The sequence below is a fragment of the Chitinophagales bacterium genome (assembly GCA_040877935.1).
Taxonomy (GTDB): Bacteria; Bacteroidota; Bacteroidia; order Chitinophagales; family CAIOSU01; genus JBBDNB01.
In genome coordinates this window covers 16,149-42,520 of the sequence record JBBDNB010000057.1, presented here as the reverse complement: position 1 = coordinate 42,520, position 26,372 = coordinate 16,149, and the positions used below count along the sequence as shown (strand labels likewise).

The following is a 26,372-nucleotide window of genomic DNA, read 5'->3' as shown; positions in this document are numbered from 1 at the left end:
GCATTGGGCATAAAAAAAGCGGCATCCTCAGAGAGAATACCGCTTGATATAGTTGGGTTTCAGTTGATTTACACCATTGATCCGGTGCGTTTATATTCTTGGTAGCGGTAGAGTGCCAACCAAGTATTGAACATTATAAATACCACCACACATGAAGTAAACATGATGATGTACCAGTTTTCAAAATATATTTTGTAAAGGAAAATCAGACTAATGCCAGCAATGAGCAACCTGGCTCTTTCCATCAAAATCACCCACTTTTTTTGCTCTAAAATAGCTCCGCAAATAAGCGTTGTAAGCACAATCAATGCAAACAATTCCAATTTGAAAAAGAGCGAGAGGCTATCGAAATACACCATATAGGCAGAAAGTCCGGCAATGAGCAAAAGCAATTGCACTCCTACATAAGCGGCTATGTTTTTGGAAAATGGCGTGCGGAATAATTGTACATTTTCTTTATCGACTTCGGGAATGGCCATCTCCCCTCCCATACTTTCAGGTCGCCATCCAGGACCTCTGAAAGGCAGCAACAATCGATCTTTCCAAGAATCCAGTTTTTTAAACAATGCCCACATATCGAAATAATGGTGGAAATTGGCCCATACGGGATTCCAGGAAGCAAACTGTTTGGTAATGCCATAAACCGGCTCTTCTTCCTCCTCCCTAAAGGTTCCAAATATTCTGTCCCAAATGATCAAAAAAGCCGCATGGTTTTTATCGATGTACTTGGGATCGCGCGCATGGTGTACACGGTGGTGGGTCGGTGAATTGAATACAAATTCAAACCACTTGGGCAATCTATCAATGGCTTTGGTATGGATCCAAAATTGGTACAAAGTAATAAATAGCGAAGCTGCTCCGAACATTATCGTGGGAATGCCTATAAATGCAAATGGTACAAAAAGAAAAAATGCCAATAAACTGTGAAACCAGGGCTGACGCAAAGCTACCGAAAGATTGTATTCCTCACTTTGGTGGTGTACAATATGTGCGCCCCAAAGGAAATTCATTTCGTGGCTCCAGCGATGCGCCCAGTAATAGACAAAATCGAAAGCGATTAAAAAGAGAATGCCATACAGCCAATACATGGGGACTTCAAAAAAGGCAAAATTGCGATAGAGCATATCGTAAATGAAAAACAACATTACTTTTACGAAAAGACCTGTCGCCTGACTGCCCACTCCCAGTAGAAGATTACAAACCGTATCGGGGAAATAATAAAGGTTTTTCCCTTTTAGTTTTCCCGCACCCCATTCAATAAACATTAATAATAGAAAAAAAGGAACTGCAAAGACCATTAGATAGGCTTCCATTTACTGCTTGATTTAAAGTGTTAGAAATTATGCTTTATAAAGCAAGAGCCAATAAGCTTTAGCTTGCAAATTGACCTTCCATAAAGCTAAATAAAACTAAGATGTAATTCAAGTAAAAATGGTGGCATGGGGGAGCTTTATAAATCATTTTTTTATAATTTAGCTAACTGTAGTAAGGCGGAAGATTGGTCTGTTAAATTCTGAGCATTTAAACAATCACCTTCATTAAAAAATTTTTATCTTACGGATTAAGTTTGAACCTTAATTTATACGTTTACATTACAAACAGCACAAAACAATTATTTCATAGTCAATACCTTAACATTATGACAGCCACATTAAACATCAATCCGAAAAACCCAGATTCAAGATGGATTGCAGTGAATGTAAAGGACAATTCAAAAATAATTGCTGAAGGTAAAACTCCGCAAGAAGTTATAAAAAAGGCAAAAAAAACTGGAGTGAATTACATTTTAAGTTTTGTTCCTAAAAAGGATTCCACCTATATTTTTTAAAGCAAATTGTTTTGGGAAAAAAGCTCATATACCCCTTTACAAATTATTCCAATGGTCATATTAGGCCTTTTGTCCCAGTAAGATTTATAAATCCTATCACAAACAGACATATTGAAGTTAATGCCTTGTTGGATACTGGCGCAGATTCCTGTATGCTACCTCGATTTATAGCAGAAGCTACTGGGCATGATTTGAAAAATATAAATGCTAAATGTACAAATACAAAAGGTATTGCCGGTATAGGTCTTGAATGTTGGGAGCATACATTTAATATTGAATTAATTTCCCCCGATGGAGAAAACACTGTGTGGAATAGCAAGCCACAGTTAATAAGTTGTGTTGACCATGACAGCGCCCCTCCATTATTAGGAACAGTTCAATTTCTTAGACATTTTAAGATTCGATTTAATTATCGGGATGGATTTATTGAGATAGAATTACCTTAACCTCTTTCTTTTAGCCACAAAACTTGCCTGACGGCAGTAATCAGGTGTTAAGCTTAAAAAACTTTGTAGGGGCGCACGGCCGTGCGCCCCTACTCAATTTTTAATTTGGCAGAAAACATCATCTCAATGCTTTCTCCATCTTATAGTGATCTATGCCTACCTCGGTGAAGATATCGCTGACTACTTTGTAGTTCATTTTTTCATAGAAAGGAACAGCCGTTGCTCTGGCATTGCACTCCATTGTTTTGAACCCTTTTTCCCTAGCATATTGCTCGCTGAATATTGCGAGTTGCCTGCCAACTCCCTTGCCCTGCAATTCTTTTGATGTGCAAACCTGACGCATTTTAATGCGCCCCTTTTCTAGCGGAACCAATACCAAACAAGCTAAAGCTTCACCATTGGAATATGCAGCACAATGAATGTGCTTGTCTTCTTTTGCCAATTCTTCTTTGGTAAATTCCAGACCCAACGGCTTTCTCAAAAGCAGATCTCTTAAAACTACAGTTTTATCATAATCGGGACTGCCGTATGGTACAATTTTAAACTCAGTATTTTCAGCTTTCATCACTTTCTGGAATTACACTATTATGCTCTTTCAAAGAGTATTTCCATAGTAAAATCATCATTCACAATTTCATGGTAATTTGCATTTTGAACTATACCAAAGGTTGTCACCATAGTTATTACTACAGCATCCCTCGTCCCTGTGTCGCGCTTGAATTGAGCAATTTTATTCCTTAGGTTTTCTAATTCCTGCTTTCCGATTTTATATTGAGCATTGTAGAATTTCATCTCGCACAGATTTATCCAATTATCATCTCTTTTTATAACAAGATCAACTTGAGCCCCATCAACAGACCAATTGGAATTTGTAGAATGTATCCCCTCTATTTTAAGCGCTTTTTTAATTTGCAGCACATGTTTTAAGCAAATTGTTTCAAAATTGAATCCAGCCCATGAAATATAGGATTGCTTTTGAAACATTGTTTTCCAAAAATTCCCTCCCTGATTCTTATTGGGTTCAATGTATTTCAAATAGAACTTAGAATATTCATCAGATAACCTATATAATGTCTTTTTGGACTTTTTATCAAATGCAGGATATTTTGAAACAAACCCAGATGCAATCAACTCAGTTAAAGCCCTGGTAAAGGCTCCACCGCCATGTTGTCCTGATTTTTTTATCAATTCACCCCTTGCAACTCCTTTGCCAAGTGAGCCAAGGGCTCTGACTATTGCTATGTGTGAAGATGAATGAACAAACAATGATTCAAAAATTTCCTCAAATTCATTTACCAAGTCTCCGTTTTCGTCAAAACACATTCTCTGAATTGCCTGAACTACACTCTCTCCTTTTCGCACTTTACTTAAATATTGCGGCACACCCCCCATAGCAATGTACAGGTGAAGCATGTGATAATGTCCCCATTTAATGTTTTTACTTTCTAAGTAAGCTTTTGTCTCGTATAGTGTAAAAGGCTTAATTTGCAACTTATAAGTTAGCCTTGCATGTAAACTTCCTTGATTTGATATAACATTCTGAACCATGTATGACGCGGCCGAGCCACATACAACTACGACAAGGTCGGCTCTCTTTTCACAGAATGTGTTCCAAAAATGTCCAAAATACATTCTAAAATCAGACTTGTGTGTATCAAGCCAAGGCATTTCGTCAATGAATATTACTTTTTTTGCAGCTCCTCTTAAACCATTGATGTATTTCTTGAGCAATTCAAAAGCTTGTTTCCAGTCAGAGGGCCTATCTTCTTCCCTGAATTTTTTAGATACTCTTTTCAGTTCCCCAAAGAAAATATCTAACTGTTGTTCTTTATTACCTCCATACAGTCCTGTCACTTCGAATTTGATATGCTTTCCATAGACATTGCGTATTAGGTAGGTTTTACCTACTCTTCGCCTGCCATAAATCGCTATCAATTCAGACTCATTTGAATCCAGGGATTCTTTCAACCTTTCAATTTCGTATTCTCTTCCTGTCATTTTTAATTATTAACTTCCCAAAAGTAACAAAATAAATTAGATTTGGGAAGGGAATAAAAACTATTATGGCGATAGTTTTAAAATATTTGTTTCCCAAAAGGCATCGAAATGATGAGATTTGGGAAGCGAAAATAGACAAAAGAGTTGTTGAAAATATCAGGTAGGGATCAAAGTTTAGACAATACTACCGCTACAAATACTTTAAGAAACTAGAAAATGTATTTTTTGTATTGACAAATACTCACCTTATTACAAACAAAGGTTTAAACTCAAGCCCTAACAGCAACAAGTCCTGGCAATTCCTTTCCTTCGAAAAACTCCAGCATTGCACCGCCACCTGTAGATACATAGCTCACTTTGTTTTCAAAGCCAAATTTCACTACTGCAGCTACGGAATCGCCTCCACCTACTAGCGAAAAAGCTCCGCTTTCAGTTGCTTTAGCTATTGCCTGAGCAATGCTCAATGTGCCACGCTGAAAATTGCTCATTTCAAACACGCCCATGGGGCCGTTCCACAAAATGGTCTTGGAATTTTGAATGACTTTTGAATAGGCTTCCATGGCTTTGGGGCCAATGTCCAATCCCATGCCCTTAGCCTTGATGGCATCGCTGGGCTGTATTTCCCTTTTGGCATTGTTGTCAAATTTATCTGCCACAAGCGAATCTTCCGGCAGAAGGATTTCCACTCCTTTTTCGGCTGCTTTTTTTAGCAAATTGGCTGCCAATTCTATTTTATCTTCTTCAACAAGGGAATTTCCAGTAGAGCCGCCCTTGGCACGAATAAAAGTATAGGCCATCCCCCCGCCAATAATCAAGTGATCGACTTTGTCCAGCAAATTTTCAATGATTGAAATTTTATCCGAAACTTTCGCCCCGCCAATAATTGCCGTAAATGGCTTTTCAGGGTTGCTTATTACTTTTTCCGCATTATTGATTTCTGCTTCCATCAATAATCCAAAGCCTTTTTTGTCGGCAGGAAAATAGTCGGCTACAACAGCAGTAGAGGCGTGTTTTCTATGCGCTGTTCCAAATGCATCATTGATATAAATATCCCCAAGACTTGCCAATTTCTCAGCAAACTCAATATCGCCTTTGGTTTCTCCTGGGTAAAATCGCGTATTTTCCAGCAGCAACACCTCTCCCGGGCGAAGCGAAACAGCTTTTTCCTTAGCATCGGAACCAACACAGCCATTGCTGAACAAAACATCTTTATGCAGCAAATGCTCTAAATGATTTAACAAATGGCGCATGGAAAATTTATCCTCTGGCCCATTCTTAGGCCTGCCCAAATGGGACATCACAATTACGGAGCCTTCTGATTTTAATATGTGCTGAATAGTCGGCAATGACCTTCTGATTCGCGTATCGTCCGTGATCTCATATTTATCGTTGAGCGGAACATTGAAATCTACTCTTAGCAATACTTTTTTATCCTTAAAATCAATTTTTTTGAATTCCATTGAGTTGCCTTAATATTGTTGTTTATTGGAAATAATTTGGGGACTGAATTTTACGATTCTATTTTATTGAGATACTCCAAAAGATCCACCATTCTGCTGGCATATCCATATTCATTGTCGTACCACGCCACAATTTTAATAAAATCCCCGCTGGATTGTGTCAATTGCGCATCAAAAATAGTGGAATAAGGATTGCCTACAATATCGCTGGAAACCAATGGAGCTTCCTCATACTGCAAGATTCCTTTTAGATTTCCTTCTGCCGAAGCTTTAAAGGCATTGTTTATTTCCTCTACCGTTACCTCTTTGTTCAATACGCAATTCAGCTCTGTTAATGAACCATCCAAAACCGGAACGCGCACTGCAGAGGCAAAAAGTTTTCCGTTGAGTTCGGGCATTACTTTTTCCACGGCCTTGGCAGCATTGGTAGTAGTGGGAACTAGATTGGCAGCGGCCGCCCTTGCCCTGCGAAAATCGGAACTGTGGGGGCCGTCCTGTAAATTTTGATCGGCAGTATAAGCGTGGATGGTCGTTACAAAGCCTTTTTTAATTCCGAATTTTTCATTCAAAACCTGAGCCATTGGCGCCAAGCAATTGGTAGTACAACTGGCATTGGAAATGATCTTATCCTCTGGTTTTAAGATGGATTCGTTGACGCCCAACACCACCATTGGTACATCACCGCCTTTTGCGGGAGCAGAAATCAATACTTTTTTCGCCCCTGCTTTCAAATGTTTTTCAGAGCCTTCTCGTGTTCTAAAAATACCCGTGCACTCAAAAACCACATCAATATCTAAGGCTTTCCATGGCAATTCCTCTGGATTTCGTGTAGCAGATGCAGCCACTTTGATTCCATTGCAGTAAATATTGTCATCATCAAAACCAAGCTCTGCATCAAATGTGCCGTGTGCCGTATCGTATTTTAGCAGGTGTGCCAATAGGGCATTGCCTGTCAAATCATTTACAGCAACCAACTCTACATCCTCTTTTTGGGAAAGCATCCTGAAAATCAATCTGCCTATTCTCCCAAATCCATTTATCGCTACTCTAGTCTTTCTCATTGTTTTTAATTTTGATAGTTGGAATTTTATAAAACCTGCTTATAAAGCGAAGCATTGCGTTCCGTTTTTTCATTTGCAAACTTAAACTTTATGCAGGTGAAAAAATATTTTTCAGTAAAGTTTTGGAAAGCTAAAAATGCTGCGTATTTTTGCACCACCAATTTAAAAACGGTCCGTTCGTCTAGGGGTTAGGACGCCAGGTTTTCATCCTGGTAACAGGGGTTCGATTCCCCTACGGACTGCAACTGAAAGCCTCTTGTACAATGTGCAAGAGGCTTTTTTGTTTGAGCTAATAAATAAAAATGCTTATAATTTAGTGATAGGTAAAAACATGATGACTTCTGCCATTTAGAATTAGTTGCGAAAAAATGATATGTTTACCATTTCAATCATTTTATAAAATCGCAATTGTCTGCACAGCAAAAAATATTCAGAATCTTCAACCTCATTGCCCGATTAAGGGCACCACTTGGTAGCAGCAAAACAGCTCTTGCAAATGATTTAGGCGTAAGCACAAGAACCATCGAACGCTATTTTGAACTGCTACAGTCCATCGGTTTTGATATTGCCCAAAATAAAAACCGTTTCAGGATTGAAAATCTTTCAAATAAAAACCTGGAGTATGAAAATTCTATTGTTTTTAGCCTGGAAGAAGCTGCACTGGTGCGCAACAGCCTGTTAGACCACAGTAGCGGAAATCATATTCTTAGAAAAAGTTTGCTTGAAAAACTCTATGCCCTTACGGATATAGAAGAAATAGGAACAGAACTTCAAGCACTGCAAAGCAGCAAAAACATTAGTGAAATCAGGGCTGCTATAAAAAACAAACAGCAGGTGATTTTGAAAAATTACAGTTCTGCCAATAGCCATACAGAAAAAGACCGATTGGTAGAACCCATTCGCTTTATTCAATATTACCGCTATTTAATGGCTTTTGAGGTCAGTACTAAAAGAATCAAACAATACAAATGCGACCGCTTTCCTACAGCCGAGATTTTGCCAAAAAAATGGAAACATGAACACCTCCACCAAATACAGTCAACAGATATCTTTGGCATGTCGGGCAATGAGGATTTTAAAGTAAAACTAGGGCTGAGCAAGAGAGCTGCCAAATTGTTAAGTGAGGAATATCCAGAAAGCAGCCATTTAATAGTAGAAAAAAAGGGGAAGCGCATTTTTGAAACCAAGGTATATTCCAACAAAGGAATTGGCCGCTTTGTAATGGGACTGATAGATGAAATAGAAGTGCTTGAACCTGAATCACTGAAAGTTTATATCAGGGAAAAAGTAAAAAAAATTTAGTTGCGACACTAGTTGTCGAAAACGGCTTTTAGGTTTGTGTTAAATGAATTTAAAGCATGACCCGCAAGAACTTTCTCAAACAGCTATTAACAGGAGGAGCAGGAGTAGCTATGGTGGGCATTCAGCTTGCGAAAGCAGGAAAACCTGACGGCAGTAAAATCTACCACAACTATCTGCGCGGACTCTATTATTATGATTTTGAAAAAGTAGCAAATTATCTGAGCAGCGGCAATATGCTAAAGCTAAAGCGCGAGCCTGACAATCCTTATGACAAATATGCCATAGAAGTGTTTTTTGGTAAATACAAACTGGGCTATCTGCCCCGTGCCGAAAACAAGGTAATGGCCAACCTGATGGACTAAGGCATTTCCATGCAGGCGGCAGTCAAAAAATTGGATTTCGATCCTGCCGATGGACAGTACAATGCCGTGTTTGTAGAGGTATATGCAGGGATATGAAATACAATTATAAATATTTTGGTGTGAAGAAATATTAGTTAAATTTGGAGAATTAATTTTTAAAAGATGCTACAGACACTCTCAAAAATAGGCGAACAACTTCTTGAAGGCAAGGGAGTTTGGGCGAGGCTAACAACTGAACCTAAGTATAACCCTGATAAGAAAAATTGGGTTTGTCCGATTCTTTTTGATTGTGTTAACAAGGAAATTCGCTTTTTAAAAGATGAAATGGAGCTTTTTAATCCAGATAATAGTGCCATTGAACACCGATATATTAATCCTGAAAAATGGGGTAGACGTGGAAAAAAATGTGCTTTGACAGTTGAGCCTAAAAATTTTTCAATGTTAGAGGAAACTTTATTTGGAAAAAAAGTTGGCGAAGACGGAAGCATGATACGGTCAATTGAGGATTTACCAAATTATACTTCTAAAACAATTTACAAAGCATTAAAGGAGATAAATTTAGAATTAAATGAATCTAGAAAAATTTTGGACTTTACAGAATTTAAGATGGAATTAAATTTTGGAAAAAACGATGAAGTAGTTCTCTTTTATTCTTTAATTCAGTCTAAAGCAATTAATGACTCAAAGCCAACTAAATTGAATGCTATTGATGGATTTGATGATTTTATCATTGAAAAATTTGGATCAACAAAAGGGAATAGTGGTTTAGATCAACTATCTGGAAATTATTCTAATGATGTTATAGAAGCAGCATTTCAGAGAGGCTACAATCCAAATGCTATTTTTCAAACATCTACTTTCAATTTTGCTTCAAATTTTAGCGAATTCCAAAAAAATTTTCAAATTGAAAATAAATCTACAGGCTATTTGGATAAAGGAGCACAATATGTCCTGAAAAATCTTCAAGCCAGAATTGCAGGGATATCTCATATCATCATCCCAAACTACATGAACAAAGATCTTGTAGCATTTAATCTTGATGAAACCGAACTATATCTGGATAAATCTTCCGATTTGCTTTTTGGATATCAATCACTTGAAGCTGACATTGACCGAAGCTTACCCAAAGTTGGTCTTTTCTGGATCAACTATATTGCTTTCGAATCTGATGGGAATTCGTTCAAGATTATAAACCATATCAAGGATGTGAACAGTATTTATCTTACCAAACTTACCGAGGTATTTAATCGATCTGGAAATGATTTTAAAGACTATATTGGCGGAAAGTTTCCTTTTAATTTACAGTCTGTTTTTAACATTATTCCAGTTCGTGATGGCAATAAGTCAAAAGTAAATCTAGCATTAAATCTCTTCAAAGATATATTGGAACAAAAAGCAGTTCAACCTGAAAACCTTTTTAAACATTTCATTGAACTAAGCCTCTGTCATTGGTACGGTCGTTATTCGGCTTTTAAGAATATCAGACAAAATAATTCTTTTGATTTTGCGATCAAAGATGCTGTTTTCAAATACTCAGCATTGATTTTCACTTTAAAACAATTAAATCTTTTAGAAATGGAAAAAGAAATATCTTCTCAAACTGAGGGACAAGAAACTTCCGCATCAGATTATCAACAAAGAATACAGACCTTTTTTGATAAGATGGAATACTCAGAAGCTGAAAAAGCTCTTTTTTATCTTGGAAGAATTCTGTCGTCTGTTGCTTATGCCCAATACAAAAAAGGCCATGAGTCCAAGCCGGTATTGAATAAAATCAATTTTAACGGCATGGACGCTGATGCAATAGTTCGGCTTAGTCTAGACCTACGCGAAAAAACAAGGCAATACAACATTCACGATAAAACAGAATGGAATTTCAGTGAATTTACTGATCGCTTCAATGAAAAAAACTGGCCACTAAGTAAGGAACAAAATGTTTTCTACCTCATGGCCGGCTATTCCTTTGGACTTACTAAATCTGACAATAATTAATAAAAACCATCAAACTATGAATACAATACAAAACAACTCCGATTTTCTTTTCCTTTATGAAGCCATTAACTGCAATCCCAATGGAGATCCTGACCAGGAGAACAAGCCACGTATGGATTATGATACGCAAACCAACCTGGTAACAGATACTCGTCTGAAACGCTATATCCGTGATTATTTTATGCAAAAGGATTATGATGTTTTTGTTTCAATGGAAGAAGGAACAAAAGTCAATCCTGACCAAAAGCTTGAAATTGTAGTGAATCGATTACTCAGCGATTCGAAATTAGTAGATGAGTATTTCGGTGGAGAACCAGAAATGAGAGGTGCCTTTGACAAAGTAATGGAGAAAGCAAAAGATGCTGATAGCGTATTTAAAGAACTGCAAAAAGCAAAAAACAAAAAGCTCAATGCTTTCATTCTAGATAAGATTGTAAAAGAGACTTATCTGGACATTCGCTTGTTTGGAAGTGCTTTCGCTGTTGGTGGTTTTACCAGAGCCTATACTGGCCCACTACAACTTAATTGGGGCTATTCACTTAATAAAGTCTATCCTGTTGATTCTGATTCCATCGTTACCATCATGAATGATGATAGCAGCACCTTTGGAAAAGATTACCGAATTCACTACAGCTTACTCGCATTCCATGGAGTGGCCAATAAATTTGCCGCAAAAACTACGGGACTAACCGATGAGGACATGGAACATTTCCGTGATGGGATTTGGAATGCTATACCTTCACTTCCTACCCGCTCTAAATTAAATCAATACCCTAAACTCTATTTGGAAATCATCTACAATGATGGTTACCACAACGGCCACTTTGGAGACCTGCGAGATTTTGTGGATGTAAAACCCTCTGAAGTTGCTGGCGATTTCAAAAAAGTACGCAAGTATAATGACTTAGAGGTTGATTTTAGCCGTCTGGAAAAGTTGATTGCCGATAACAAAGGAAAGGTAATCAAAGATGTGAAAGTAAAAACCGCTGAAGGCGTATCAATAAATGCTTAATTCAATGGAAATTCTTTCATTCGACATAGAAGGAAAGTTTGCCCACTTTCGCAAGTTTCATGGAAACAATACGGCCATGAGTTATTCCATTCCACCACGCACGACTATTGCAGGAATGTTGGCTGCCATTATGGGAGAAGAAAAAGACTCCTATTATGAAAACTATCAGACACAAAATTTGCAGATTGGATTACGGGTACTAAGTGATCTGAAAAAATCATTTCATCGGCTAAATTTATTGATGATCAAAGGCAACAATGATTTTCGAGGCGGAAAGGGGCGCGTGCAAACTCCATTTGAAGTGGTAACAGGAAGCGACCTGAAAAAAGATTCTGTCAGGTACCGTATTTATTTAGCTCCAGGTAAAAATAGAGAGATTTTCGACCAGATTTCACAGAAATTAAAGGATAACAATCGACAATTCAATCTTAGTTTAGGAATTGCAGGCTTCACAGCATTTGTTTCGAATGTTCAAGAGTTTACTGCGTTTGAGAAAAACTGCAATGGAGAATGGATTAATTTACACTCGGCTGGGAATAGTGAGCAAGTAGAAGAAATTGATTTTCCAGATAATCCCGAGTTTAAATTCAACCATATTGAAGAAGAACTGCTTCCAGCAGATTTTATCGGTGGTAAAAAAGGTAGAGAGGTTTATCGTATGAATCGGGTTTTGTTCGCCACAAGAAATTTTCCAATTCATGTTAAGCTTTTTGGCAAATATTTTCAGCTAAAGCGAAATGGCAATTCAGAAGAAACTGAAAACTTTCAATTTTTGACCTATGCCGGTGTATTCACACAGCAAACAGATTAGCAAAACTCAAAGAGAGGGGAGTAAGCTTTTAATTGATCACTTGCAAGGGGTTCGGGATAAAGCTGTCTTTCATTTATCAAACAATACTTTATTTGGAAGTTTAGAAACAGAAAAGCTACTTGATGCAGTTTGTTGGCTGCATGACTTGGGAAAATTTACCAGCTATTTCCAAACTTATTTACTTGAACCATCAAAAGCTGACCAACACCTAAAAGCACATTCAAATATCGGTGCTCAAACTGCTTTCAGATACTTCGAAGAAGAGCCTGAAAAGGCCCTGCTTGCCTTTTACCTCATCAAAATGCATCATAGCAATTTGATGAATCTGGATTTGGTTCTATATCCTGATAATAAACAGTACAGTATGCTGGAAGAAGTGAATTTTGAAAAACAAAAAATTGCTCTTTCTTCATTGGATGAATTAAAGTCACATTTTGATTTTGCCGATGATCTGATTAGTAGCAACAAACCAAAATCCCTGTATAATCTATTTAGAAAAAAACTCAAAAATGAGCCCAGTATCGCAAGATACTTCAAAACCAACTACCTGTTTTCGCTACTGATTGAAGCTGATAAACTGGATGCTTCAGATACAGATACCACCAAGTTTTCAATTCTTCCCAAAGATTCTGTTGATAATAGGTTTGGTAAACCTGATTATCCAAAAGAAGAGTTAACTATTCTGACTCAAAACCAATTGAGAAATTATGTCCGTTCAGAAGTAATAAAGAATATTGACCGAAAGGATATTCTCGACAGAAAGATTTTCACATTGGCAGCACCAACCGGAATAGGTAAAACAATGACTGCTCTTGATTTTGTGCTAAAACTGCGACATAAAATCAAACAAGAGCAAGATTTCCTGCCACAGATTATTTATGGACTTCCTTTTATCAATATTATTGAACAAGCACTGTCCGAATATGAAGAAACTATTGGCAAAGATGTTGTAATGGGTCATTATCAATATGCCGATATTTTTGGAAAGGATGAACGCCCCAAAAATGAACTTGATGATGAGGAGGTAAGCTATAACCAAAAGAAAATGGCTTGGGACACATGGCAAAAAGATGTAGTAATCACCTCTTTTGTTCAGCTTTTTGAAACCTTAATTGGCAACAGAAACAAACTGCTGAAAAAGTTTAGACACTTTGCTGATTCCATAATCATTTTAGATGAAGTGCAAACCCTGGCTATTGAGAAACTACCTGTAATCGGTGCTGCCCTCTATTATATCTGTAAATATCTCAATGCGCGGGTTATTATCATGACTGCTACTCAACCTAAACTATTTGAGTTGATGACACGTGAACTTAAAGTTGAAATTGAAGAAGAAAAATTGAAGCCACTGAACTTGCTTGATAGAGATGAAGAAGTCTTCGCCTGCTTCAACCGTACCCGAATCGTTCCTCTAATCGGAGAGAAGATTGAAAGCGAGGATTTTATTCCTGTATTCGAAGATCATTGGCAAACCAGCAAAAGCTGTTTAATAGTTGTAAATAAAGTCAATCGTTCGATTGATATTTTCAATTTGTTATCGGCACATTTCGAGGAAAATACGGAAGTAGAACTTTTTTACCTATCAACCAATATCACTCCCGTTCAGCGCCAACAGCGCATCAAAGAGATTAAAGAAAAGTTGCCTAACAAAACCTGTATTTTAATTTCAACTCAAGTTGTAGAAGCAGGCGTTGATCTGGATTTTGACATGGGATTTCGGGACTTAGGTCCAATCGACTCAATTGTTCAGGTAGCTGGTCGCATAAACCGTGAAAACTCAAATGAGCGAAAAGGTTCGCCTCTCTACATTGTAGATTTTGGGGATTGTCAAAAGATATACGGCTATGCCACTGACTCTAAATCCAGAAAAGCATTAGCTGCAATTGAGATTCCTGAAGGGAATTACAAACAAATGGTGGAAAGATATTTTGATGACATCGCTGATCAGAAAATGAGTGACTTTAGAGTTTCAAGAGAAGTTTTTGACGCTATGTCAAACTTGAAATATGCTTTTCCAGCAAGCTCTCCTAAAAAACATACTACGGTTTCAGATTTCAAAATCATTGAAGAAAGTCAAAACGGAATTTCAGTTTTTGTGGAAATGGAAAACGATCGTGAAGGAAGTGAAGCTCGTGAGGCTTACCAAAATCTTCTTGAAGGCCACATGAAGAAAAGCGAATTCGATCAAAAGTATAAAAGAGCTTTTAATCAACGGATTATTGCAGTGCCCAATTATCTGGATACAGCCAAAGAATTAATAAAAGAACTCGCACTTTCTGAAAATATTTATTGGATTCGACCAGAAGAATTGAATTATTATTATGAAGAAAACACTGGATTCAAAAGAAGTAAACTTGAGCAAAACCAAACCATCTCATTCTAAGCATTAGCCACTCATACTATGACTCAGAGTCATAGTATGAGTGGCTATAGTAAGAATGACCTCTAAAACAAAACCATGCAGCCCAATCAATTTTTTCACATCTACAACCGGGGCAACAATCGGCAAAAGATTTTCTTCAGCCGTGAAAACTATCTTTATTTCCTCGAAAAGCTGCGTATCCATATCCTACCGCATATGCACCTGATTGCCTGGTGCTTGATGCCCAATCACTTTCATTGGCTTTGTTATTCAAAATCAAATATAGCTGGGGAAAAATTCAGTAATGACCTGAGAGTGATGTTAAGATCATATGCAAGAGCCATTAACAAACAGGAAGACAGGATTGGCTCCTTGTTTCAACAACACAGCAAAATAAAGCCCCTGGAATTTCCGGGCGGTAACGTTTCCAGTGATACTATGACTAGGAGTCATAGTATCACTGGAAACCGTAAGATCAGTACACCTCAGAGTCGTGCCACCACTTTGGACCTTGACAACATCAACCAATACCCATTCACCTGTTTTCACTACATTCATCAAAATCCCTTAAAAGCAGGTCTTGTAAAAAAGATGGAAGACTGGGAAATGAGTTCTTTCAGGGATTATGCAGGAATTAGAAATGGGAAACTCTGTAATAAATCTATCGCAAGTAAATACTTATACATACCCGATAACCCTAAAGAGTTTATCAAACAGTCTTATGATGTGAAAATAGTTTAAAACAGACCGTTCCCGATTCATACTATGACTATGACTTTGAGCCATAGTATGAATGAAATTGAACAAAAAATCCTACCCATGAACAAATCAATCAGCATTACCAAAATCAGCTTTCCGGAAATCAAACTTAAAACTCGCGATGCACACAAATTGCGTGGCTATTTTGGAAATCTGTTCAAAGAACATTCACCCGTTTTGCACAACCACTATGCAGATGGACAATTCAGGTACAAATATCCTGTCGTGCAGTACAAAGTCCTCAGCGGCATCCCCGTTTTGGTCGGCATTAATGAAGGTGCTGAATTACTGCCCCAACTATTTCTAAAAACAAAACAACTACAGCTCGATGGACAAAGCTACCCCATTCATTCAAAAAATATTGAGCATCATGTAGTGGAAACAGGCTACAGCAATCAACTGCACGAATACCAGTTCGACACGCTTTGGATGGCACTCAACCAGAAAAATCACCAGGCGTACATTCAAATGAAAGACCCCAATGAAAAAACGGCCATGCTCAACAGTATCCTCATAGGCCAGGTATTGAGCTTTTTCACCAATATTGATTTACAGCTAAAGGCCGATGAACGATTGATGGCCAAAGTAGAGGTTCAGGAAAAATCCACCAAATTCAAGGACAATACCATGAAGGCCTTTAGCGGAAAATTTGTGCTCAATGCCCTTCTTCCCAATGGAATAGGCATCGGGCGTTCAGTGTCCAGGGGATTCGGCAGCATTCGAAAGCTCAGTTGATTCTGGCGATAAATCTTCTTGTATTCCAAGAAAGAAATTGAAAACCTTTCTTGTTTTTCAGACAGAAAAACCATCTGGCTTTTTTGATCAGATTTCCAATACACATATTTTTCTGCAACTGACTATTCTGCCCCCCTTATTTCTATAAAATATTATTTTTATAACTTTAATACAGGTCTTTAGAATTCAACTATAAATTTATTCATAAACAATTATGCAAATATTCATCAATACCTACGGCACTTATTTACATGTAAAAGACGACATGTTTAAAATAAAAGTAAGGGAGGAAAAGAAAGACGCTGCAAAGATCGAACATGTGGCCGCGCACAAGGTCAGTTCCATTGTTATGTCCAAAGGCTCCGCCCTGAGCACCGATGCCATTGCCCTGGCCCTGAAAAACAATATCGATATTGTTGTAGTGGAAAACAATGGCCACCCCATGGGTAGATTTTGGCACAGTAAATTGGGCAGCACGGTAAAAATCCGCAAAAGACAACTAGAAGTTTCCCTCAACAGCGATGGCCTGAAATGGGTAAAAAATTGGCTCTTGAAAAAATTGGAAAACCAGAGCGATTTTTTGCAAGACCTGAAAAAACACCGCAGCCAACTGCATGCTCAACTGGATGAAAAATCGGGAGCTATTGTTGATTTCAGCAAAAAAATAAAGGAATGCGAAGCGGCTACCGTTGCAGAAATTGCCGAATCATTGCGGGGTTGGGAAGGATCGGCAGGCCGCCAATATTTTTCCGCACTTTCACTTTGTATGCCCGATGAGTTTGCCTTTAGCGGCAGAAGCTACCGCCCCGCAAAAAACCCATTCAATGCCATGCTCAATTATGCCTATGGCATTCTTTATAGCCGGATTGAACGATCACTGATGCTTGCCGGGCTCGATCCCTATGTGGGCTTTATGCACAGGGACGACTACAATACCAAAAGCTTGGTTTTTGATTTTATCGAACCCTACAGAATCTATGCAGAACGCTTCGTATTCAGGCTTTTTACGGGAAAGAAAATCAACAAAAAATTCTTTGGCGAATGGCAGGGAGGTGTTTCGCTCAATGAAGAAGGGAAAGCATTTTTTGTAACGCCCTACTTGGATTATCTGGACAGTGAAAAAATTCGCTACTCTGGCCGCAACCAAACACGGATGAACGCCCTGCAAATGGAAGCGCATAAATTTGCGAATGAGTTGATTGAGAAGGAGAAAGTGGATGAGGGAATGGCTGAGTGAGGGAATGGCTGAGTGAGGGAATGGCCGAAGGTTGGAATGAAGGAATGTTTGAATGCCGAAATAATTAAAACTTATAGATATGTACGAGAGGAAATCAAAAATAGAGTTTGTAGAAAACATGAAGAAACGCACAAAATCATTGGCGATAGAACTGATTCGCTACACTCAAAAATTTGAAAACCGAAAAGAACTTCAGGTAATCAATTATCAAATTGTGAAAAGCGCAACCTCCGTAGGGGCAAATTACAGGGCAGCATTCAGGGCAATTTCTGAAAAAGCAATGTACTCGAAAATGAAAATAGAAGAAGAAGCGGATGAAACCCTTTTTTGGCTCGAAATCTTGATGGAAATCTGCCCAAAACTTATAAATGAAACAAGATTGCTCCATTTAAAATACAATGAAGTTTTATCTATTATAGCAAAAGCAAATAAAACAATGCGCCAAAAATTCAATCAAAACAAAACCTGAAAAAATGTACCCAACAACATTCACTCATTCCAACCTTCTATCATTCTACCATTCAAAACATAACAAACCATGATCATTTGGGTGCTATACGACATTGAAGAAGACAGGGCACGGACAAAAGTGGCCAAAATCTGCAAACAGGCGGGGCTCTACAGGGTACAGTATTCCTGTTTTCTCGGCACGCTCAATGCCAACGAAAGGGACAGCCTGCAACTGGAAATCGAAGAACTCATTAATGAGGAAAAAGATAAGGTCTATATTTTCAACATGAACAAAGACCAACTGAAAAGCTGTGCCATGCTGGGACAGGCCTTTGACGAAAAATTGGTAAGCGATGAAGTAAAAGCCCTCCTGTTCTGATGCATAGTTTTTATCCCTCACAGATTATAGAATATCTCTACTGCCCGCGCTATACCTATTTTGAATATGTACTGCGCATACCGCAATTTGAGGAAAAATTCTACAAAGTACAGCGGGGCCGGCAGATGCACAATGAAAAACTGGAGCGCAATAAAAATTACCTGCGCAAAAAAATCGGAGTAAAGGAAAAGTGGCTGGATCAGTATCTGGGCATGCCCGGTCTGCGCGGAAAAATAGACGAGGTACTTGAGTTGGAAGACGGTACATTCGCTCCATTGGATTACAAATTTGCCGAATGGAAAGATCGGGTTTACGAAACCTACCAACAACAATTGTACTGCTACGCCCTGCTGATAGAGGAAAATTTCGGGGAAAAGGTCAACAGGGGCTTTTTGGTTTATACCCGCTCATCCAACAAAATTGTGGAAGTGCCCATCCCCGAGGAAAGCAAAGCGGAAATCAGGAAAAGTATGGATGCCATGCTTAAAATAATTGGGCAAAATTATTATCCAAAAGCTACAAAATTCAAGCGCAGATGCTTAAATTGCACTTATAGGAATATCTGCATTCAATAAGCTGTTTTCCGGGTTCAAAATTATTTTAAAAACTATAAAAATGGAGCTGAAAGCCTTTATTGAAAAGCATATCCAATACGGAAAATTTTAAAAACAAAGCAAAAAACGTTCTTTGACATGATGAAAAACAGGGAAATAAAAATTGGAAAAACTAAGCAAAATCAAGATTTACATAGGTTTGGGCAAAGCATCGGCTTCCCAAGCCACTTTCAGAAAAAATAGAATTGAAATTTGAACAGAGGCGAATTGCCACCGGTCAAAGTGAAATCTTCCCAAGCCACTTTCAGAAAAAATAGAATTGAAATGTTAAGGAGACCAAAGAAATAAAACCTTACAAAAGAACTTCCCAAGCCACTTTCAGAAAAAATAGAATTGAAATCAAAGGGGAATATATTGGATATGAAAAATGGAGAATCTTCCCAAGCCACTTTCAGAAAAAATAGAATTGAAATAATTTTTACAGTATGAAACCAGTAAAGAAAAGCCAAGCTTCCCAAGCCACTTTCAGAAAAAATAGAATTGAAATCCAGGCACTGGAAAAACGCCTGAAGGAAGAGCTTTCTTCCCAAGCCACTTTCAGAAAAAATAGAATTGAAATAATTAAGGCAGCAGGCACGAATTGAGGGTAGGCCGGTTCTTCCCAAGCCACTTTCAGAAAAAATAGAATTGAAATTTTCATTGGTGTTATCTTCACCTGATACCATTGAATACTTCCCAAGCCACTTTCAGAAAAAATAGAATTGAAATTTGCACCAAGGGATTTTCAGATTGATTCAATTACTAACTTCCCAAGCCACTTTCAGAAAAAATAGAATTGAAATACACCCGTAATAAAAAATGCACGGGTTATAACCTTGACTTCCCAAGCTACTTTCAGAAAAAATAGAATTGAAATCCGATATTGGCCACAGCTCCACAGTAGAGGCGCACAGCTTCCCAAGCTACTTTCAGAAAAAATAGAATTGAAATATTGGTGTTCCATTACCCGACTATGCACGGCTTCTATCTTCCCAAGCTACTTTCAGAAAAAATAGAATTGAAACTTTCATCAATGTACATATTAGTCTGAGTCGTTTTTACTTCCCAAGCCACTTTCAGAAAAAATAGAATTGAAACTGGGGCATTCTGATTTTTTGATGAAACGCCTGGATACTTCCCAAGCTACTTTCAGAAAAAATAGAATTGAAACCTGGGTGGTTATTGGCTGGTATTGCCGCTAATGGTCTTCCCAAGCTACTTTCAGAAAAAATAGAATTGAAACTAACCGAAGTAGATTAGAGCTATACTAAGCAGGAATCTTCCCAAGCTACTTTCAGAAAAAATAGAATTGAATTGTAAATGGCCAAGAATAATATCGTTTAATTGGGAGTTGCATTTGGAAATCAATTCCTGGGCTATTATCCATTTTACTATTGGTAAATCCTTTGCTACAAGTCAAGTCATACCATCACCGCATGGATTTAACCATGTCTAAAATTTAGATTCATCACAATATACTACCATAGTGATAGCATGACAAACCGGATTTAGGACAAAAAAAATTGATCTGCAAATCAAATCATCAGCACATCAGCTTCCAATGCCACTTTCAGAAAAAATAGAATTGAAACTTATTTGGCTCACCATGTCAATACAGGTCTGCTCCCTGCTTCCCAAGCTACTTTCAGAAAAAATAGAATTGAAGCTGGATTTTTTAGTTTATGAGATAATAGTTTGGTGAGTTTTAGATATTTAAAAATAACATATTTATTTACTATTTATAATTAATCAAATAAATGGTGTAGCCGATGTATATTGCCAATAAAATGGCCGCTTCCCATCTATCAAGCTTATGCTTTTTACCAAAAAACATGGCCATAAAAAGCAGGATTGTCCCTACTCCCAAAAGGTAAAGGTCCTGGTTGAATCTGATATTATAGCTTATGGGCCTGATTAAAGCACTCACTCCCAATATCAATAAAACATTAAAAATATTTGAACCAATAATGTTTCCCACTGCAATGTCATTGTTTTTCTTAATTGCAGCTACTACTGAAGTAGCAAGTTCGGGCAAAGAAGTACCTGCCGCGACTATGGTTAATCCAACAATGGTCTCGCTGATTCCCAAATTTGTTGCAATTTCAACAGCATTGACAACGACCAGCCTTCCTCCTAAAACTAAAAATAGCAATCCAAGAACTATATAACTCCAGGTTTTGATTGTTGATAATCCTTTGTATTGAATTAATTTCGGGGTATCATCAGTCTTTAATTGCTTGTAAACATAAAAGAGGAAAAGAGAAAACATTATCAGTAAAACAACTCCATCAATACGTGAAAGGACATTTCCTTCTGCAAACAAAAAGGGGCTTACAAGTATAAAAAGCAATAAGGCGGCCAAAAATGACAGAGGTATTTCCTTCCAAACTGTACTTGACTGAACAACTAATGGCGAAATTATCCCGGCTATTCCAAGAATTGCAAAAAGGTTAAAATTATTGCTTCCGATTACATTTCCAAATACAATATCAGAATGGCTCTGATAAGCCGCAAAAACATTGACAACCAATTCGGGCATGGAAGTGCCAAAAGCGACAATGGTCAAACCAATTGCAAGGTCGGGGATATGGTATCTTTTAGCCAATGCTGAACCGCCTTCTACAAGCCAATCGGCTCCTTTAATAAGCACTCCAAATCCAATTATCAACAATATTATTTCCATTATTATTTGCATGTTTGTATTTGTATAATTTTTGTTTATATATTTTTCAGGTGATTGTTAATAATTTTAAACCATCTATCCTGTAATTGCAATTCTCCGCTCAATTGTAAGTTTCGTTCCTCACTGTATAGCTCAAAGTTAATTTCAGCTTTGCTTTTAAATTTTGGTATAAAACAAAATTCCAACTTTACAAACCACAATCTTTTTATTATTGATTTCTATTGATCTTGTTGTTTTTACCGGCCTACAACTTTGAATTTCAGTGAGATTGACAAATTGAGCACTTTCATTGTCTTTAGTTTTTTTGTGGAAAAATACGCAACTATTTGCTTTCAGTTAATTGAAAAGTGATTTGAATAATTGTACCAAATTCCTTAGTTCGGTTTTTTAATGGGAAATGCTTCAAAACATTAAATGCAATCTCAATTGGCGCATTATGATTATATAGAGTCTGATTTGAAGCCTCTGAAAAATGGCTTTCGGTTTTAGTTTTTGAAGCCGCTTTAAAGTCAAAGTAAATAGCGGAATAATCAGCAAGCATTGCAAAGCAATAAATCGCTGTCAGCACAATCATACCCTGAATTCTAAGCGTATTTTTCACTCATCAAATATAGGTTGAAAAAATGGTTTGATTTCTAATTATTTTGCTGCTTTTAAAATAATTTTTGAGCATTGATGTCCCAAATATTATTTGAACCCAGGCTCTATTGAAAACCCAATTGTCAAACCGTTATTTTTGTGCTCATTGAAAAAAAGTACTTTCAATTTCAACCAATTGATTAAACCATGAAAGGATCACTTAAACTCGGACGAATAGCAGGCATTAATGTATTTGTACACTGGACATTTTCCCTGCTCTTACTTTTTATCATCTTCACCAATATTAGGGAGGGATACAATGCCATACAAGTATTGTGGTCTTTGTTTTTTATCCTGAGCATATTCGTTACGGTTGTTTTGCACGAGTTGGGCCATGCACTTACGGCCAAAAAATTCAATATTAATACCAAAGACATTACCCTGCTGCCCATTGGTGGCTTGGCGCGATTGGAAAGCATTCCAGAAAAACCCAGGGAAGAATGGTTGGTGGCTATAGCCGGGCCGCTGGTGAATTTGGCAATCGCATTTGCAGTTTATTTTTTTGTACATATTCCCGAGCCCGATCAAATGGAAGCATTTGTAGCAGATGGCATCAACGGGCAAAATTTTCTTTTCCTTTTCTTTATGGTCAATATCTGGCTCTCCATTTTCAATCTTCTGCCCGTTTTTCCAATGGATGGTGGCCGGATTTTCCGCGCTACTTTGTCGCATTTTATCAATAGGGTAAAGGCCACGAAAATCGCAACGCGCTTGGGGCAACTATTGGCACTTGGTTTTGTAATCGGAGGCTTTTATGTCAATCCTTTTTTGATTTTCATTGGCTTGTTCATCATGTTTGGCGCACAGGCGGAGCTCAATATGGTCAGCACCAGATATTTGCTAAAAGACAGTTCTATAGGGAAAATCACCATGCAGCAATACGAAACCCTGAAAACTGATGATACGATAAGTGTGGCTGTTCAAAAATTGCTCAATGGAACGGCAAAGTCCTTTCTAGTGCTAGAAAATGAAAAACCGATAGCTACGCTCAACAGAGATGCAATGATAAAAGCCCTATCGGAAAGTGGAAAGGATACGCCCATACAAGATATTATGGATACGGAGCTATTGAGTTTTGATGCCAATACGCCCATTGAAAAGGTTTATAAAAGCATGACTGAAAAAGGCCAGGAACTTGCCCTGATCAAGGACAGTGAAAATTACATAGGCGTGGTGGACAGCGAAAATATTTCAGAGTATATCATGGTGAAAAATGCGGTAGGCGGTAAGTATTGAACAGAGTTCAGGGATTTATTTGTATTGATGTGATTGAAAAGTGAAGCAATAAGAGAATGAAAATAGCAATATATAGCGCAAAGCCATTTGAAATCAATGCATTGAAAAAAGCTAATGCTACAGAAGCGCATGAATTGAAATTCATTAGCGAAGCACTAAGGGAAAATACCGTAGAATTGGCCAATGACTGTACAGGACTCGCTGCCTTTTCGAATGATGATCTTTCTGCCAAGGTGCTGAATCTCCTTAAAAAAGCGGGTATAAAATACCTCACCCTGCGCTCTACCGGCTACGATCATATTGATTTGCCCCATGCCAAAAAACTGGGCATGCGCGTGGCATATGTCCCTGAATATTCGCCCTATTCCATCGCAGAACACAGCGTAATGCTAATGTTGGCGCTCAATAGAAAAGTCTTGCTGGCCAATAAAAGATTGCGGCAGTTTAATTTCGAGCTCGATCCATTGATTGGATTTGACATGAACGGCAAAACCGCTGGAATCATAGGTACAGGGAAAATCGGAGGAATAGTGGCGAAAATCCTGCATGGCTTTGGCTGTAAATTGCTGGCCTATGATATTGAGGAAAATCCAAAGCTCAGCGAGAAATATGGCGTAAAATATTGTAAACTCGATGAATTGCTAAATTCCTCTGATATCGTGAGCCTTCACTGCCCATTGAACGACAATACAAGAAATTTAATAGATGCTGCTGCTTTTGCCAAAATGAAAAAGGGCAGCATGTTGGTCAATACTTCCCGTGGTGCGGTAATAGATACCGAGGCAGCAATTGGGGCAATTGACAATGGCACTTTGGCTTATCTCGGGCTGGATGTTTACGAAAAGGAAAAAGGCTTGTTTTTTTATGACCACTCTAACAAAAAAATCAATGATCCTCTTTTTGAAAAACTTTTGAGCTACGATCAAGTATTGATCACAGGCCATCAGGCCTTCCTTACCCAAACAGCACTGCGCAATATTGCTGAAACCACGCTACATAATTTGTCCTGTTTTGAAGAGGGGAAAGATTGTGAAAATGAGTTGAAGGAATAAACTCAACTATTTTTGAGTAAACCACACAAATTATATTGGCCACCAAGCCTCGAAGGGCACAAAGGATATTGTGTTGAGCACAAAGATTATAAGAAACAAAAAGCCCCAATGAATCAACATTGAAGCTTCTGTGAAATTTAATAAACTGTGTCAAAAAAAATCACTCCTGCGTAGTTTTAATCTAAAACATGTTTTACCTTTGCCCTGATTTTTAAACAATTTGATAGATTAATCTGTCCTCAGAATGATTGATATTAAAAAAAGTGCTCTGAAAAAGAACACTACTATGAGTTTCAACTTACCTTCAGCTCGATTTTCTTTCACAAGTATTTTGCTGTTTTTTTCAGCTGTGCTCGCTGCCCAGGATAATAAAGTAAATAACATCTTTGAAAACTACCTCAATGAAATTGTATTGGGCATTCTTGGCGTCACAGTTTTGCTCGTGCTATTTGTAGTGTATATGGTAGCGGACAAATTGCTGAAGATATCCTCTGAAAAAGCCAAAAGCGATGCAGGACAAAAAAGCGAAGATGAATCCCCGTCTGTACTTCCTGCTTTAAACGAAATATTGCCCGGCAACAATGAATATCCACACCTCAATGGAGTAAAGCCATTTAAACTGAAAAAGGGACACGATATTAAAATCAGAGGCAGAGCAATCAAAGAAGTTTCTGAGGATTATTTTCCATCAAGCTACGCAGTTAAGCCCAAAGATTTTGTCGAAATGATTCCTATTCCAAAGCTCGCAGTAGAAGTTGGAGCAGAAGTGAAAGCTGGAGATCATATATATTTCGACAAAAGAAGGCCTGAAATTTTTTATACTGCACCTGTTAGCGGTGAAGTGGCAGAAGTGATCAGGGGAGAAAAACGCTCTATAAATGAAATTGTCATTCTTGCAGATAAGGAAGTGAAGTTCAGGGAATTCGAGAAAGCCGACCCCAATACCTTAGACAAGAAAACAATTACAGAAAAGCTTCTGGACAGTGGGTGCTGGCCTTTTATCAAACAACGCCCATTCAATTTTGTAGCCGATCCCGAAGAAAAACCCAAAGCAATTTTTATCAGTGGTTTTGATACCGCTCCACTTTCAGCTAATCTGAACTTTACGCTTCAGGGAGAAAGCAAAGCTTTTCAGGCAGGAATAGACGCTTTAAGAAAATTAACCGATGGCAAAGTCCATTTAAGTCTTGACGCAAAACGCAAGCCATGTGATACTTTTGAAAATGTTCAGAATATTGAGAAACACTACTTTGAAGGACCTCATCCGGCTGGAAATGTAGGCATTCAAATTCACCACATTGACCCAATAGCCAAAGGAGAAATTGCCTGGACTGTAGGAGCTCAGGAGGTTGTTTTTATAGGAAGGCTATTCTTAGAAGGACGTTTTAATACTCAAAAGCTGGTAGCAGTTGCCGGGCCAAAAGTTAAAAACCCTTCCTACATAAGGACATTTCCCGGAGCCAATCTGGAAGAATTAATCAATAAACAGGTAGATGAAGAAAATGTGCGCATTATCTCCGGAGATGTGTTGACAGGAAAAAAAGTAGCTTCCAAAGGATTCCTGGGATTATTTAACAATCTTATTTCAGTTATTGAAGAAGGTGACCAATATGAAATGTTTGGTTGGTTGATTCCTTCATACGCACGCCCAAGTATATCCCCTACTTTCCCGTGGACATTATTTCCCAATGAAGAATTTGATGTCAATACCAACACGCATGGTGAAGCTAGAGCTCTTGTAGTTACAGGGCAATACGAGCAAGTTCTTCCTATGAACATTTACCCGGTTCACCTACTTAAAGCCATTATGGCAAATGATTTTGAATTGATGGAAGGACTGGGCATTTACGAAGTTGTAGAAGAAGATATGGCTTTATGCGAATTTGTTTGTACATCAAAAACAAATGTGCAGGAAATTTTACGCGAAGGGCTTGATTACATGTACGAACAAAGTTGATCTAAAATAAACGAAAGG

At 37.9% G+C, this 26,372-nt stretch carries 24 protein-coding genes, 1 tRNA gene and 1 CRISPR repeat array; of the genes, 18 read left to right on the top strand and 7 right to left on the bottom strand.

Annotated elements, in window-relative coordinates; genetic code table 11:
- Window positions 1-68: 68 nt before the first annotated feature.
- Window positions 69-1,313: a sterol desaturase family protein gene (locus WD048_15670; GenBank protein MEX0813656.1), complete on the bottom strand. Its 1,245-nt coding sequence runs from the start codon at window positions 1,311-1,313 to the stop codon at window positions 69-71.
- 326 nt (window positions 1,314-1,639) lie between these two features.
- On the opposite strand from WD048_15670, the gene WD048_15665 reads away from it, so the two are divergent.
- Together WD048_15665 and WD048_15660 are read left to right on the top strand one after the other, a co-directional pair.
- A complete protein-coding gene (locus WD048_15665; protein ID MEX0813655.1) occupies window positions 1,640-1,828 on the top strand; it encodes a DUF5678 domain-containing protein in 189 nt (62 codons plus the stop codon).
- Between the two features lie 11 nt (window positions 1,829-1,839).
- Window positions 1,840-2,274 carry a hypothetical protein gene (locus WD048_15660; GenBank protein MEX0813654.1) on the top strand — a complete coding sequence of 145 codons (435 nt, stop codon included), beginning with the start codon at window positions 1,840-1,842 and terminating at the stop codon, window positions 2,272-2,274.
- 118 nt (window positions 2,275-2,392) lie between these two features.
- On the opposite strand, the gene WD048_15655 is transcribed toward WD048_15660, so the two are convergent.
- The 4 genes from WD048_15655 to gap form a co-directional block, all read right to left on the bottom strand.
- Window positions 2,393-2,839, bottom strand: coding sequence for a GNAT family N-acetyltransferase (locus tag WD048_15655; protein MEX0813653.1), 447 nt, complete (start codon window positions 2,837-2,839; stop codon window positions 2,393-2,395).
- Window positions 2,840-2,859: 20 nt separating this feature from the next.
- Window positions 2,860-4,272: an ATP-binding protein gene (locus tag WD048_15650; protein ID MEX0813652.1), complete on the bottom strand. Its 1,413-nt coding sequence runs from the start codon at window positions 4,270-4,272 to the stop codon at window positions 2,860-2,862.
- A 269-nt stretch (window positions 4,273-4,541) separates the two neighbouring features.
- On the bottom strand, window positions 4,542-5,732 hold the full coding sequence (locus WD048_15645; protein MEX0813651.1) for a phosphoglycerate kinase: 1,191 nt from the start codon (window positions 5,730-5,732) through the stop codon (window positions 4,542-4,544).
- A 50-nt stretch (window positions 5,733-5,782) separates the two neighbouring features.
- A complete protein-coding gene (gap, locus tag WD048_15640) occupies window positions 5,783-6,793 on the bottom strand; it encodes a type I glyceraldehyde-3-phosphate dehydrogenase (GenBank protein MEX0813650.1) in 1,011 nt (336 codons plus the stop codon).
- 170 nt (window positions 6,794-6,963) lie between these two features.
- Here gap and WD048_15635 point away from each other — a divergent pair.
- The 13 genes from WD048_15635 (at window position 6,964) to cas4 (ending at window position 18,769) form a co-directional block, all read left to right on the top strand.
- Window positions 6,964-7,035 (top strand) — tRNA-Glu (locus WD048_15635).
- A 166-nt stretch (window positions 7,036-7,201) separates the two neighbouring features.
- Window positions 7,202-8,095 (top strand): WYL domain-containing protein, encoded by an 894-nt coding sequence (locus tag WD048_15630; GenBank protein ID MEX0813649.1) that lies wholly within the window; start codon window positions 7,202-7,204, stop codon window positions 8,093-8,095.
- Between the two features lie 56 nt (window positions 8,096-8,151).
- Window positions 8,152-8,457, top strand: a complete 306-nt coding sequence (locus tag WD048_15625; protein ID MEX0813648.1) for an HIRAN domain-containing protein — start codon at window positions 8,152-8,154, stop codon at window positions 8,455-8,457.
- Window positions 8,458-8,619: 162 nt separating this feature from the next.
- Complete coding sequence (locus WD048_15620; GenBank protein ID MEX0813647.1) at window positions 8,620-10,449, top strand: TM1802 family CRISPR-associated protein; 1,830 nt, start codon at window positions 8,620-8,622, stop codon at window positions 10,447-10,449.
- A gap of 16 nt (window positions 10,450-10,465) precedes the next feature.
- Window positions 10,466-11,461, top strand: a complete 996-nt coding sequence (gene cas7b / locus WD048_15615; GenBank protein ID MEX0813646.1) for a type I-B CRISPR-associated protein Cas7/Csh2 — start codon at window positions 10,466-10,468, stop codon at window positions 11,459-11,461.
- A 4-nt stretch (window positions 11,462-11,465) separates the two neighbouring features.
- Complete coding sequence (cas5, locus tag WD048_15610) at window positions 11,466-12,272, top strand: CRISPR-associated protein Cas5 (protein MEX0813645.1); 807 nt, start codon at window positions 11,466-11,468, stop codon at window positions 12,270-12,272.
- A complete protein-coding gene (gene cas3, locus WD048_15605) occupies window positions 12,241-14,655 on the top strand; it encodes a CRISPR-associated helicase Cas3' (GenBank protein ID MEX0813644.1) in 2,415 nt (804 codons plus the stop codon). The genes cas5 and cas3 overlap by 32 nt, the downstream gene beginning before the upstream one ends.
- A 75-nt stretch (window positions 14,656-14,730) precedes the next feature.
- Window positions 14,731-15,375, top strand: a complete 645-nt coding sequence (locus tag WD048_15600) for a hypothetical protein (GenBank protein ID MEX0813643.1) — start codon at window positions 14,731-14,733, stop codon at window positions 15,373-15,375.
- 78 nt (window positions 15,376-15,453) lie between these two features.
- Window positions 15,454-16,128, top strand: a complete 675-nt coding sequence (locus tag WD048_15595; GenBank protein MEX0813642.1) for a CRISPR-associated endonuclease Cas6 — start codon at window positions 15,454-15,456, stop codon at window positions 16,126-16,128.
- Window positions 16,129-16,342: 214 nt separating this feature from the next.
- Window positions 16,343-17,365 carry a CRISPR-associated endonuclease Cas1 gene (gene cas1 / locus WD048_15590; protein ID MEX0813641.1) on the top strand — a complete coding sequence of 341 codons (1,023 nt, stop codon included), beginning with the start codon at window positions 16,343-16,345 and terminating at the stop codon, window positions 17,363-17,365.
- 79 nt (window positions 17,366-17,444) lie between these two features.
- On the top strand, window positions 17,445-17,834 hold the full coding sequence (locus tag WD048_15585) for a four helix bundle protein (protein ID MEX0813640.1): 390 nt from the start codon (window positions 17,445-17,447) through the stop codon (window positions 17,832-17,834).
- 69 nt (window positions 17,835-17,903) lie between these two features.
- On the top strand, window positions 17,904-18,194 hold the full coding sequence (gene cas2 / locus WD048_15580) for a CRISPR-associated endonuclease Cas2 (protein ID MEX0813639.1): 291 nt from the start codon (window positions 17,904-17,906) through the stop codon (window positions 18,192-18,194).
- A complete protein-coding gene (gene cas4, locus WD048_15575) occupies window positions 18,194-18,769 on the top strand; it encodes a CRISPR-associated protein Cas4 (GenBank protein MEX0813638.1) in 576 nt (191 codons plus the stop codon). Before cas2 ends, cas4 begins: the two co-directional genes overlap by 1 nt.
- A gap of 194 nt (window positions 18,770-18,963) precedes the next feature.
- Window positions 18,964-20,103: direct repeats of the CRISPR family, unit length 26 nt; unit sequence ACTTTCAGAAAAAATAGAATTGAAAT.
- Window positions 20,104-20,522: 419 nt separating this feature from the next.
- On the opposite strand, the gene WD048_15570 is transcribed toward cas4, so the two are convergent.
- The gene (locus WD048_15570) at window positions 20,523-21,482 is read right to left on the bottom strand and encodes a calcium/sodium antiporter (protein MEX0813637.1); all 960 of its coding nucleotides are present in this window, start codon (window positions 21,480-21,482) and stop codon (window positions 20,523-20,525) included.
- A gap of 310 nt (window positions 21,483-21,792) precedes the next feature.
- On the bottom strand, window positions 21,793-22,071 hold the full coding sequence (locus tag WD048_15565) for a hypothetical protein (protein ID MEX0813636.1): 279 nt from the start codon (window positions 22,069-22,071) through the stop codon (window positions 21,793-21,795).
- 185 nt (window positions 22,072-22,256) lie between these two features.
- On the opposite strand from WD048_15565, the gene WD048_15560 reads away from it, so the two are divergent.
- From WD048_15560 to WD048_15550, 3 genes are all read left to right on the top strand, one after another.
- Window positions 22,257-23,345: a site-2 protease family protein gene (locus WD048_15560; GenBank protein MEX0813635.1), complete on the top strand. Its 1,089-nt coding sequence runs from the start codon at window positions 22,257-22,259 to the stop codon at window positions 23,343-23,345.
- A gap of 56 nt (window positions 23,346-23,401) precedes the next feature.
- Window positions 23,402-24,397, top strand: a complete 996-nt coding sequence (locus WD048_15555; protein ID MEX0813634.1) for a 2-hydroxyacid dehydrogenase — start codon at window positions 23,402-23,404, stop codon at window positions 24,395-24,397.
- A gap of 286 nt (window positions 24,398-24,683) precedes the next feature.
- Window positions 24,684-26,354, top strand: a complete 1,671-nt coding sequence (locus tag WD048_15550) for a Na(+)-translocating NADH-quinone reductase subunit A (protein MEX0813633.1) — start codon at window positions 24,684-24,686, stop codon at window positions 26,352-26,354.
- Window positions 26,355-26,372 lie beyond the last annotated feature (18 nt).

Bases quoted from the DNA above. Each gene is read 5' to 3' on its own strand.
- WD048_15670 (MEX0813656.1), bottom strand. From the start codon at position 1,313: ATGGAAGCCTATCTAATGGTCTTTGCAGTTCCTTTTTTTCTATTATTA.
- WD048_15665 (MEX0813655.1), top strand. From the start codon at position 1,640: ATGACAGCCACATTAAACATCAATCCGAAAAACCCAGATTCAAGATGG.
- WD048_15655 (MEX0813653.1), bottom strand. From the start codon at position 2,839: ATGAAAGCTGAAAATACTGAGTTTAAAATTGTACCATACGGCAGTCCC.
- WD048_15650 (MEX0813652.1), bottom strand. From the start codon at position 4,272: ATGACAGGAAGAGAATACGAAATTGAAAGGTTGAAAGAATCCCTGGAT.
- WD048_15645 (MEX0813651.1), bottom strand. From the start codon at position 5,732: ATGGAATTCAAAAAAATTGATTTTAAGGATAAAAAAGTATTGCTAAGA.
- gap (MEX0813650.1), bottom strand. From the start codon at position 6,793: ATGAGAAAGACTAGAGTAGCGATAAATGGATTTGGGAGAATAGGCAGA.
- WD048_15625 (MEX0813648.1), top strand. From the start codon at position 8,152: ATGACCCGCAAGAACTTTCTCAAACAGCTATTAACAGGAGGAGCAGGA.
- WD048_15620 (MEX0813647.1), top strand. From the start codon at position 8,620: ATGCTACAGACACTCTCAAAAATAGGCGAACAACTTCTTGAAGGCAAG.
- cas7b (MEX0813646.1), top strand. From the start codon at position 10,466: ATGAATACAATACAAAACAACTCCGATTTTCTTTTCCTTTATGAAGCC.
- cas5 (MEX0813645.1), top strand. From the start codon at position 11,466: ATGGAAATTCTTTCATTCGACATAGAAGGAAAGTTTGCCCACTTTCGC.
- cas3 (MEX0813644.1), top strand. From the start codon at position 12,241: ATGCCGGTGTATTCACACAGCAAACAGATTAGCAAAACTCAAAGAGAG.
- WD048_15600 (MEX0813643.1), top strand. From the start codon at position 14,731: ATGCAGCCCAATCAATTTTTTCACATCTACAACCGGGGCAACAATCGG.
- WD048_15595 (MEX0813642.1), top strand. From the start codon at position 15,454: ATGAACAAATCAATCAGCATTACCAAAATCAGCTTTCCGGAAATCAAA.
- cas1 (MEX0813641.1), top strand. From the start codon at position 16,343: ATGCAAATATTCATCAATACCTACGGCACTTATTTACATGTAAAAGAC.
- WD048_15585 (MEX0813640.1), top strand. From the start codon at position 17,445: ATGTACGAGAGGAAATCAAAAATAGAGTTTGTAGAAAACATGAAGAAA.
- cas2 (MEX0813639.1), top strand. From the start codon at position 17,904: ATGATCATTTGGGTGCTATACGACATTGAAGAAGACAGGGCACGGACA.
- cas4 (MEX0813638.1), top strand. From the start codon at position 18,194: ATGCATAGTTTTTATCCCTCACAGATTATAGAATATCTCTACTGCCCG.
- WD048_15570 (MEX0813637.1), bottom strand. From the start codon at position 21,482: ATGCAAATAATAATGGAAATAATATTGTTGATAATTGGATTTGGAGTG.
- WD048_15560 (MEX0813635.1), top strand. From the start codon at position 22,257: ATGAAAGGATCACTTAAACTCGGACGAATAGCAGGCATTAATGTATTT.
- WD048_15555 (MEX0813634.1), top strand. From the start codon at position 23,402: ATGAAAATAGCAATATATAGCGCAAAGCCATTTGAAATCAATGCATTG.
- WD048_15550 (MEX0813633.1), top strand. From the start codon at position 24,684: ATGAGTTTCAACTTACCTTCAGCTCGATTTTCTTTCACAAGTATTTTG.